This window comes from Billgrantia endophytica (assembly GCF_002879615.1).
Classification (GTDB): Bacteria; Pseudomonadota; Gammaproteobacteria; order Pseudomonadales; family Halomonadaceae; genus Halomonas; species Halomonas endophytica.
In genome coordinates, this window is the sequence record NZ_PNRF01000017.1 from 113,387 (window position 1) to 122,344 (window position 8,958).

9 protein-coding genes and 1 pseudogene are annotated in these 8,958 nt (G+C 64.0%); 2 read left to right on the forward strand and 8 right to left on the reverse strand.

Going from position 1 to position 8,958, the window contains the following annotated elements; translation table 11 throughout:
• The 3 genes from trmL to pyrE form a co-directional block, all read right to left on the reverse strand.
• Entirely contained in the window at window positions 1-483 is a 483-nt protein-coding gene (gene trmL / locus C1H69_RS09120) for a tRNA (uridine(34)/cytosine(34)/5-carboxymethylaminomethyluridine(34)-2'-O)-methyltransferase TrmL (RefSeq protein ID WP_102653090.1), read from the reverse strand.
• A 69-nt stretch (window positions 484-552) separates the two neighbouring features.
• A complete protein-coding gene (locus C1H69_RS09125; RefSeq protein WP_102653091.1) occupies window positions 553-1,125 on the reverse strand; it encodes a YfaZ family outer membrane protein in 573 nt (190 codons plus the stop codon).
• A 43-nt stretch (window positions 1,126-1,168) separates the two neighbouring features.
• Window positions 1,169-1,825 carry an orotate phosphoribosyltransferase gene (gene pyrE / locus C1H69_RS09130; RefSeq protein WP_102653104.1) on the reverse strand — a complete coding sequence of 219 codons (657 nt, stop codon included), beginning with the start codon at window positions 1,823-1,825 and terminating at the stop codon, window positions 1,169-1,171.
• 141 nt (window positions 1,826-1,966) lie between these two features.
• On the opposite strand from pyrE, the gene C1H69_RS09135 reads away from it, so the two are divergent.
• Complete coding sequence (locus tag C1H69_RS09135) at window positions 1,967-2,734, forward strand: exodeoxyribonuclease III (protein ID WP_102653092.1); 768 nt, start codon at window positions 1,967-1,969, stop codon at window positions 2,732-2,734.
• Window positions 2,735-2,840: 106 nt separating this feature from the next.
• Here the strand turns inward: C1H69_RS09135 and rph are convergent, their stop codons facing one another.
• Complete coding sequence (rph, locus tag C1H69_RS09140; RefSeq protein WP_102653093.1) at window positions 2,841-3,578, reverse strand: ribonuclease PH; 738 nt, start codon at window positions 3,576-3,578, stop codon at window positions 2,841-2,843.
• Window positions 3,579-3,765: 187 nt separating this feature from the next.
• On the opposite strand from rph, the gene C1H69_RS09145 reads away from it, so the two are divergent.
• Window positions 3,766-4,647 (forward strand): YicC/YloC family endoribonuclease, encoded by an 882-nt coding sequence (locus tag C1H69_RS09145; RefSeq protein WP_102653094.1) that lies wholly within the window; start codon window positions 3,766-3,768, stop codon window positions 4,645-4,647.
• Between the two features lie 212 nt (window positions 4,648-4,859).
• Here the strand turns inward: C1H69_RS09145 and pyk are convergent, their stop codons facing one another.
• From pyk to C1H69_RS09165, 4 genes and pseudogenes are all read right to left on the reverse strand, one after another.
• Window positions 4,860-6,335 (reverse strand): pyruvate kinase, encoded by a 1,476-nt coding sequence (gene pyk, locus C1H69_RS09150; protein WP_102653095.1) that lies wholly within the window; start codon window positions 6,333-6,335, stop codon window positions 4,860-4,862.
• Window positions 6,332-6,490 (reverse strand): annotated as a pseudogene (locus C1H69_RS09155) (hypothetical protein); the annotation flags it as partial. The gene pyk and the pseudogene C1H69_RS09155, both read right to left, overlap by 4 nt.
• Window positions 6,491-6,551: 61 nt before the next feature.
• Window positions 6,552-8,711: a TRAP transporter permease gene (locus C1H69_RS09160; RefSeq protein WP_102653096.1), complete on the reverse strand. Its 2,160-nt coding sequence runs from the start codon at window positions 8,709-8,711 to the stop codon at window positions 6,552-6,554.
• 91 nt (window positions 8,712-8,802) lie between these two features.
• Complete coding sequence (locus C1H69_RS09165; RefSeq protein WP_276308744.1) at window positions 8,803-8,958, reverse strand: TAXI family TRAP transporter solute-binding subunit; 156 nt, start codon at window positions 8,956-8,958, stop codon at window positions 8,803-8,805.

Consider the following 8,958-nt stretch of genomic DNA (forward strand, 5'->3'; position numbering starts at 1 on the left):
TTACTCCTTGGTGGCGCCATCGAGGGCGCCCCGATAGCCCAACTGGCGCCAGGCCTCGAACACGACTACCGCACAGGCGTTGGAAAGGTTCAGGCTGCGGCTGCCGGGCAGCATGGGGATACGCAGGCATCGGTCATCCGGCAGGGCATCGAGCATCGCCTGGGGCAGGCCTCGGGTCTCCGGGCCGAAGACCACGACATCACCGGGGCGGTAGGTTGGCTCATGATAGCCGGTATGCCCCCGGGTCGAGATGGCGAATACGCGCGGCGGCGCAAGCGCTTCGAGACATGCCGCCCAATCGCGATGTACCCGCACCGCGGCCCACTCATGGTAGTCGAGCCCGGCACGGCGCAGGCGCTTGTCGTCGAGCACGAAGCCCAGCGGCTCGACCAGGTGCAGGCGAAAGCCGGTATTGGCGCACAGCCGGATCAGGTTACCCGTATTGGGTGGAATCTCGGGTTCGAACAGCACGATGTCGAGCATGGCGGGCCTGCCAGGTGGAACGCACACGGGCCCCCGTAGGGGCCCGCCGGCACAGAAAAAGGAGTCGGGTCAGAAACTCAGGCGCACGCCGACCTGCGCACCCCGGTCCAGCGTGCGGGTACCACGGTCATTGTCGAAATCGGCTGCCGACTGACGCAGACCCACATAGCCATCCACGTTGGGCGTGAAGGAGTAGCGTGCCCGTATACCCACTTCATAGCCGTCATCCAGGTCGCTGCTGGTCACGACGCTTGGCGTATAGAAACCGTACCCGCCCACCGAGACATCGGGCATCTGCGGCAGGTAGACATACCCGTAGCCACCCAGGCCCAGGCCGCCACCGTTGCCGTAGTCGGTATCGTACTGGGTCCAGCGAGCCCCCACGCCGACATCCCGGTCGCGGTTGCGCTGCACGCCCAGCAGTTGGGCATGGTATATCGTCGCATCGTCACGGTAATCGCTGTGGAGCACGCCGCCCCCCAGGGCGATACCGTGAGCCAGCTCGCCGTTCGCCTCGAACTGCACGGCATCGGGGCCCAGGTTCAGGTCCAGACTGCTGGATGCGGCATGCGCCCCGGTCGTAACCAGCAGGGCGCCGCCTACCAGGGTGGCAAGGGCAAGCTGTCTGGTGAGGGTTTTCATCGAACACTCCTTAATGAGATATACGCGATCTCGCTTCCAGAATCTAATCGACAACGACACCGTAACGGGCACGGTAGTCGTGGATGGCCGCTGCGTGACTCCTGAACGCCTCACCTCCCTGCTCTTCAAGATAGGCGAGTACCATATCCAACGTCACGATGCTGATGACCGGCATGCCATAACGGACCTCGACTTCCTGGATCGCGCTCTGCTCGCCGGCCCCACGCTCCTGACGGTCCAGGGCAATGACCACGCCGGCCGCCGTGGCGCCAGCGGCCTCGATCAGCGCCATGACGTCACGGATGGCGGTGCCGGCGGTGATGACATCATCAATGATAAGGATACGCCCGGCCAGCTCGGCACCGACGATATTGCCGCCCTCGCCGTGATCCTTGGCCTCCTTGCGGTTGAACGCGAAGGGCAGGTCACGGCCGTGGTGATCGGCCAGGGCCACCGCCGTGGCGGCCGCCAGGGGGATACCCTTGTAGGCCGGGCCGAACAGCACATCGACCGGAAGGCCGCTCGCTTCGATGGCGCTGGCATAGAAACGGCCCAGGCGAGAGAGGGCACCGCCGCTGCGAAACAGGCCGGCATTGAAGAAATAGGGACTGACACGGCCTGACTTGAGGGCGAATTCACCGAACGTCAGCACCCCTTGATCGATGGCGAAACGGATGAACTCTCGCTGGTAGGCTTGCATGCTGGCCGACACGTACTTCCCTCGTTACACATAAGCCCGAAATCAGGCAGCCTATGCTTTATCATGTTTATCAATACGGGCCATTTACCCAAACGTCGAAACGTCGGGTATCATACACGCGCGACGTCAAAGGGACCATGTATGAAAATTGCCACCATCAATGTCAACGGTATCCGCGAGGCAGTCGGCCGAGGCTTCCTCGACTGGCTGGCCGAGCAGGACGCCGATGTCATCTGCGTCCAGAACCTCAAGGCCAAGAGCTTTGAGCTCGACGACAGTATTCTTTACCCGGAAGGCTACGAAGGCTATTTCCTGGATGCCGAGCAGGACGGACTCTCCGGCGTGGGCATCTACTGCCGCAAGATTCCCAAGGCCATCATGTATGGCCTCGGCTTTCCCCAGTGCGACAATGAGGCCCGCTTCCTTCAAGCCGATTACGACCGCTTCAGCATCGTCAGCTTCCTGATGCCCGACGGCAGCGACTACGCCGCCAAGCAGGCCTTCATGGCCCAGTATCAGGAATACCTGTCCAAGATGGCTCGCAAGCGCCGCGAATACATCATCTGCGGCACCTGGCACATCGCCCACAAGACCATCGACCTGGCCAACTGGGCCGATAACCAGGCCACCCCGGGCTTCAAGCCCGAGGAGCGTGCCTGGATGGATCAGATATTCGGCCCCACCGGTTTCATCGACACCTTCCGTGAGATCAACCGCGATGCCGGTGAATACACCTGGTGGCCCGAACTCGACCAGGAAGTACCGCGTTCCCGGCAGGAGGGGTGGCGTATCGATTACCAGATCGTCGGACCCAACCTGCGCCGGCACGTGACGGATGCGTGGATCGACTACGACGCCACCTTCAGCGAATTTGCCCCGCTGTTCGTGGAGTACGACCTGACGCTCTGAGTCCCGCCCTTCGTCGCCATCCGGCCCCGGCCGGAACGCTTCGCGCCGGCCCTGTGGCCGGCGCGAAGCGTTTTCAGTCAATGCCCATGCCGCGATAGCGGCCTGCTCAGGTCGGGATGCCCAGCGCCTCACGCTGGTGGGCAAAGAGCTCGGCCCCGGCGCCTTCGGCAAGGTCGAGCATGGCGTTGAGTTCATTCCGCGAGAAGGTGCCCGCCTCGGCGGTCCCCTGCACTTCGATCAGCCCCGCCGACTCGGCCATCACCACGTTCATGTCGGTATCGGCGCCGCTATCCTCGGGATAGTCCAGGTCCACCACCGGCACGCCCTTGAAAATACCCACCGATACCGAACTGACCAGTTGCACGAAGGGGTCGCCCTTGATCATCTTCTTGCGCTGCAGGTAACGGATGGCATCGATCAACGCCACGCAGCCGCCGGTGATCGAAGCCGTGCGGGTGCCGCCATCGGCCTGGATGACGTCACAGTCCACGGTAATGGTGAACTCCCCCAGCTTCTTGAGATTCACGGCGGCCCGCAACGAGCGACCGATCAACCGCTGGATCTCCAGGGTACGGCCGCCCTGCTTGCCCCGGGCAGCTTCACGGCCACCCCGGGTATGGGTGGCGCGGGGCAGCATGCCGTATTCGGCCGTCACCCAGCCTTGCCCCTTGCCGCGCAACCACCGCGGCACTCCGGCTTCCACACTGGCGTTGCACAACACCTTGGTATCGCCGAACTCCACCAGCACGGAACCCTCGGCATGACGCGTGTAGTCACGGGTCAGACGGATTTCGCGGGGCTGCTCGGGGCGGCGGCCGCTGGGGCGCTTGAAATTGGAAGCCATACTACCTCTCGGGAGACGATGAAATGGAAGCGGTGAAAAGGCTCGCAACGCCTGATCGCGCAGGCGGGCAAGCATCGGAATGGCTGCCATTCTACACGGCAGGCCCACCGAATCGGTTACACTTCCGCCTGACATTTCGATGGGCGGCGGTTCACGCCACCGCCACCCGCTGAACAGGGGAGTCTCCATGGCTGACCGCAACACCAGAGTTCACAGCATGACCGCCTTTGCCCGCCAGAGCCGAGAGGCCGAGTGGGGCAGCCTGCAACTGGAGCTTCGCTCGGTGAACCAGCGCTACCTGGAGCCTAACTTCCGGCTGCCCGAGGCCTTGCGCGACCTGGAACCCGCTTTCCGCGAGATGCTGCGTTCCCGGCTGGCAAGAGGCAAGGTGGAGTGCAACCTGCGTTTCGAGCCGACCAGCGTGGCCGAGACACTGGCCGTCAACCATGTACGACTCACTGCCCTGGCCGAGGCACTCGGTGAGGTCCGGGAAGCCCTGCCGCAGGCCCCGATGCCCGATGCCCTGGCGCTGCTCGACCACCCCGGCGTGCTCGACGCCCAGGGAGTGGACCTGGATGCCGTAAAGGCCGAGGCCACCGCACTGTTCCAGGCGGCCCTGAGCGAGCTGATCGAGACCCGCGCACGCGAGGGTGAAAAGCTGGCGGCACTGATCCGGGAGCGTCTCACCGGTGTGGCCGAACAGGTAGCCGAGGTGCGCCGCCTGATGCCGACGATACTGGAGCGCCAACGCACCCAGTTGCTGGAGCGGCTCGAAGCGGTCAAGGCCGAGCTGGACCCTCAGCGCCTGGAAGCCGAACTGGTGCTGCTGGCCCAGAAGGCCGATGTCGACGAGGAACTCGACCGCCTGGTGACCCACGTGGCCGAAGTGGAGCGCCAACTGGGCCAGAAAGGCCCCATGGGCCGCCGCCTGGACTTCCTGATGCAGGAGCTCAACCGCGAAGCCAACACCCTCTCGTCGAAGTCCGTGGTGGCCAACACCACCCGCTGCGCGGTAGAGCTGAAAGTACTGATCGAGCAGATGAGAGAGCAGATTCAGAATATCGAGTGATGTCCAAGCAACTCCCATGATGCACATAACACACTGAGATTAAATAATTTCAACACATCATTATTAGTCCATTAGCGTTCAGCAATATCCAGGAAGGTGGCGGCTAGCGGCCGCCCAACCATACATGGGAAAGGACACGCTGAACCGAGCCACCGCCAAGCCGATCAGCGGCTTGGTCAGAAGCTGGCTGGCGAGGCGCGTCAGCTTGACCATCAGTACTCTGGTCGCTTCTCGGAGATGCCGAGAATCTTCAGGGTGTTGGTACCGCCATGGGCGTTCATGTGGTCGCCCCGGGTCAGAATGACATCTTCCCCCGGTTTGGCAATGCCCTGCTCGACCAGCAGCGCCAGCGCCCGTTCATTGAGTTCGGTGGGCGTCATGTCGCTGGTGTCAAAGGGCAGTGAGACGACCCCGCGATAGAGCGCCATGCGCCGCTGCGCCACCGAGCTGTGGGCCAGGCCGACGATCGGCAGCCCTGAACGAATCCGCGAGGCGATCAGCGGCGTGTAGCCGGTCGAGGTCATGCAGGCGATGGCCGCCACGCCAGTGAGGTGGTTGGCGGCGTACATGGCCGACAGGGCGATGGTCTCGTCGATCCGCGAGAAGCCTTCGTGGATGCGATGCCCAGACTCCTGGGCGATCCTCTCGCGCTCAGCGCCGAGGCAGACGCGGTTGATCGCCTCGATGGTCTCCACCGGGAAGTCGCCGGCGGCGGTCTCGGCGGAGAGCATCACCGCGTCGGTGCCGTCGAGCACCGCGTTGGCCACATCGAACACCTCGGCCCGGGTGGGCAACGGTGAGGTGATCATCGACTCCATCATCTGGGTGGCGGTGATCACCGCCCGGTTCAGGGTGCGGGCACGCTTGATGATGCGCTTCTGCATGCCGATCAGCTCGGCGTCGCCGATCTCCACTCCCAGGTCGCCACGGGCCACCATCACTGCCTCGGAGGCCTTGATGATACCGTCGAGCGTCGCCTCGTCGACCACTGCCTCGGCGCGCTCGAGCTTGGCCACTAGGCCGATCTCTTTCCCCGCCTCGCCCAATAACTCCCGCGCTTCATGCATATCGGCGGCGCTGCGCGGGAACGAGACCGCCAGGTAGTCGACGCCGATGTCGATGGCGGTCTTGAGATCGGCACGATCCTTGTCGGTGAGCGCCGGGGCCGAGAGGCCGCCCCCCTCCTTGTTGATGCCCTTGTTGTTGGAGAGCTTGCCACCCACCGCCACGCTGGTGTGGATCAGGTGGTCGGCCACCCGGTTCACATGCAGCACCAGCCGGCCGTCGTCGAGCAGCAGCCGATCGCCGGGGGCGACGTCGTCGGCCAGGGTCCTGTAGTCGCAGCCGACCCGGGTCACGTCACCGGCATTGGAGTCCAGCGCCATGTCGAGCAGGAAGGACTGCCCCTCCTCGAGCACCACCGCTCCATCCTTGAAGCGGGCGATGCGGATCTTGGGGCCCTGCAGGTCGCCCAGGGCGGCCACGGCCCGGCCCAGTCGGTCGGCGATCTCGCGCACCCGCTCGAGGCGGCGGCGGTGGTCGTCGGGAGAGCCGTGGGAGAAGTTGAGGCGCACCACGTCGACGCCAGCCTCGAGCATCGCTTCCAGCACGCCGTTGCGGTCGCTGGCCGGCCCCAGGGTGGCGACGATCTTGGTGCGGCGGACAGGGGAATGCAGGTGACGTTTCATGACATACCTAATTGAGTAGATGAGTGGCCAAGCCACTTTAGATTGCGCTCGATCACCAGGAGGCGATTGTACTTGGCCACGCGTTCGGAACGGCACGGTGAGCCGGTCTTGATCTGGCCTGCCGTTGTGCCTACGGCCAGGTCGGTGATTATGGTGTGGTGATCTTGGTCATATAGCGTTCCTCTGTCGTATCAGCAGGTGGTTAGCAAGCGATGATCAAACCGAGGCCTTGTGCTTGACCTTGAGGGAAGCCGACTGCCACAGGAAGACCAGCCCCCCGATACCCAGGCCGACCAGGTCGGTCATCCAGCCGCCGGCGATCATCGACAGGGCCGCTGCCAACAGCAGGACACGCTGCACGAGGTTGGCCGCACCGTTGAGGAACCACCCCTGCACGGCGGCGGCCAGCAGATAGATGCCCATCCCGGCGGTGACGACAACCCGCAGGATCTGCATCCAGGTGCCTTCCATCAGCAGGGCCGGGCTGTAGAAGAACATGAAGGGCACGATGAAGGCGGCCAGGCCGAACTTGAAGGAGGTCAGGGCCGTTTTCAGCGGGTCCGTGTTGGCGATGGCGGCGGCGGCATAGCCCGCCAGTGCGACCGGTGGCGTTATCGCCGAGAGCACGGCGTAGTAGAACACGAAGAAGTGGGCGACCAGCGGCGGGATGCCGATCTGCTGCAGGCCGGGTGCGACCACCGAGGCGGCGACGGCGTAGGCCGCGGTGGTGGGCATGCCCATGCCGAGCAGGATGCTGATGCACATGGCGAAGAACAGTGCCATCAGGTGGCTGGTATCGGCAATACCCAGCAGCATGGAGGCGAAGCGGGCACCGACACCGGTCAGCGAAATGACCCCGACGATGATACCGGCACAGGCACATACCGCGATCAGCGGGATCGCCATGCGCGCACCAAGGGACAACGCGTTGAGCAGTGCCCTGGGGCCCATCCAGTGCGGGGTGAACCAGGAGACCACGGCGGCACTGATCATGGCCAGGGTGCCGGCGCGAATCACCGAGTAACCCATGAAGAGGGTACCGATCAGGATGACGATGGGCAGGAACAGGTAGGCCTGCTTGACCATCTTGCGGAAGACCGGCAGTTCATCCTTGGACATGCCCAGCATGCCATCACGGCGCGCTTCCAGATCGACCATCATGTAGATGGAAAGGAAATAGAGCCCGGCGGGAATCAGTGCGGCAATGGCAATTTCGGTATAGGGAATGCCGGTGATCTCGGCCATGATGAAGGCGCCGGCACCCATGATCGGCGGCACGATCTGGCCACCGGTGGAGGCGGCGGCCTCGATGCCGCCGGCGCTGCGCGGATGGTAGCCGACCTTCTTCATCAGCGGGATGGTGAGTGAACCGGTGGCCACCACGTTGCCGGCGGAGGTACCGTTGATCATGCCCATCAGGCCGGAGGCGAAGACCGCCACCTTGGCCGGGCCGCCCCGTGCACGGCCGGCGGCGGCGAACGCGAAGTTGATGAAGTAGTCGCCGACCCTGGAAGCCTGCAGGAAGGCGGCGAAGGTGATGAAGAGAATGATATAGGTCGACGACACGGCGGTGGTCGGGCCGAGAATGCCGTTGTCGGTGTAGAGATAGGTGAAGAAGCGCGAGAAGGAGTACCCGCGATGTTCGAGCAGGCCCGGCAGGTAGGGCCCGGCAAAGGCATAGATCAGGAAGACGCCGGTGATGAGGATCAGAGCCAAGCCAGCCACACGACGGGTCAATTCCATGATCAGGGCCACACCCACGGCGGCGATCATGAATTCGGTCTGCCCGGCAAAGGGGGTGCCGGCGGCCATGCGCCAGCGATTCAGTACCAGAACCAGATAGGCGGCAACGAGGATCGAGGCAATGATCAGGATCGCGTCGGCCCAGTGGATGGAGCGGCTGGAGCTGCGCCATATCCAGCTGCTGACCAGGGCGATGGCGGTGGCGCCGGCCAGCGACCAGCTCAGGTGCACGACGAGCCAGTTGGCGGGCGGCGTGCCGGTTTCGCGCATGTACCAGGCGTAAAGCGTGCAAAAGACGGCGTAGCCGATGGCAGCGACCGCGGGAATCAGGGCGAACCATTCGACGCGGTTGATACGAACCTCACCGGGGCTGCGATCGAGCGTCATGGCCGCGGTGATGGCGAAGCCGACGGCAAGGCCGCCCGCGACGTGAATGATACGGAATGTCCAGGTCTCGATGGGTGAGACGTTGAGCGCATAGAGGTGCATGGCCGTGAACAGCACACAGGCGGCAAACACCGTCTGGCCGAGCAGGCCCGAGAGCACGCGCTCGTTGTGGGCGATGGGGATGTCGGCAACCCCATCAGTGCCGACTTTGGCAGCGGCTTCGTTGGGTTGGGTTTCGTGAGTCATACCGGAATGCCTAGGAGGTTACGGATGCCTGCGCAGAAGCGAGGCGTTGACGCCGGCCCGGAGACCGGCGTCGATGTCGCGTTGCGGAGGATCAGCCGCGCAGGTCTTCCGGAATGTCGTAGCCCTGCTCCTCGAACCAGCGCACGGCGCCCGGGTGCCAAGGCAGGAAGGAGTTGTATTCGAAGTTTTCGGGCAGCGTCTCGACCGCGGCGCCGTGGATCTGCACCATGCGGTCGTGGTTTTCCAT

Excerpts from the sequence above, each read along its gene's own strand:
- C1H69_RS09135 (WP_102653092.1), top strand. The coding sequence starts at position 1,967 with ATGAAAATTGCCACCATCAATGTCAACGGTATCCGCGAGGCAGTCGGC.
- pyk (WP_102653095.1), bottom strand. The coding sequence starts at position 6,335 with ATGAAACGTCACCTGCATTCCCCTGTCCGCCGCACCAAGATCGTCGCC.
- C1H69_RS09160 (WP_102653096.1), bottom strand. The coding sequence starts at position 8,711 with ATGACTCACGAAACCCAACCCAACGAAGCCGCTGCCAAAGTCGGCACT.
- pyrE (WP_102653104.1), bottom strand. The coding sequence starts at position 1,825 with ATGCAAGCCTACCAGCGAGAGTTCATCCGTTTCGCCATCGATCAAGGG.
- trmL (WP_102653090.1), bottom strand. The coding sequence starts at position 483 with ATGCTCGACATCGTGCTGTTCGAACCCGAGATTCCACCCAATACGGGT.
- C1H69_RS09145 (WP_102653094.1), top strand. The coding sequence starts at position 3,766 with ATGGCTGACCGCAACACCAGAGTTCACAGCATGACCGCCTTTGCCCGC.
- C1H69_RS09125 (WP_102653091.1), bottom strand. The coding sequence starts at position 1,125 with ATGAAAACCCTCACCAGACAGCTTGCCCTTGCCACCCTGGTAGGCGGC.
- rph (WP_102653093.1), bottom strand. The coding sequence starts at position 3,578 with ATGGCTTCCAATTTCAAGCGCCCCAGCGGCCGCCGCCCCGAGCAGCCC.
- C1H69_RS09165 (WP_276308744.1), bottom strand. The coding sequence starts at position 8,958 with ATGGAAAACCACGACCGCATGGTGCAGATCCACGGCGCCGCGGTCGAG.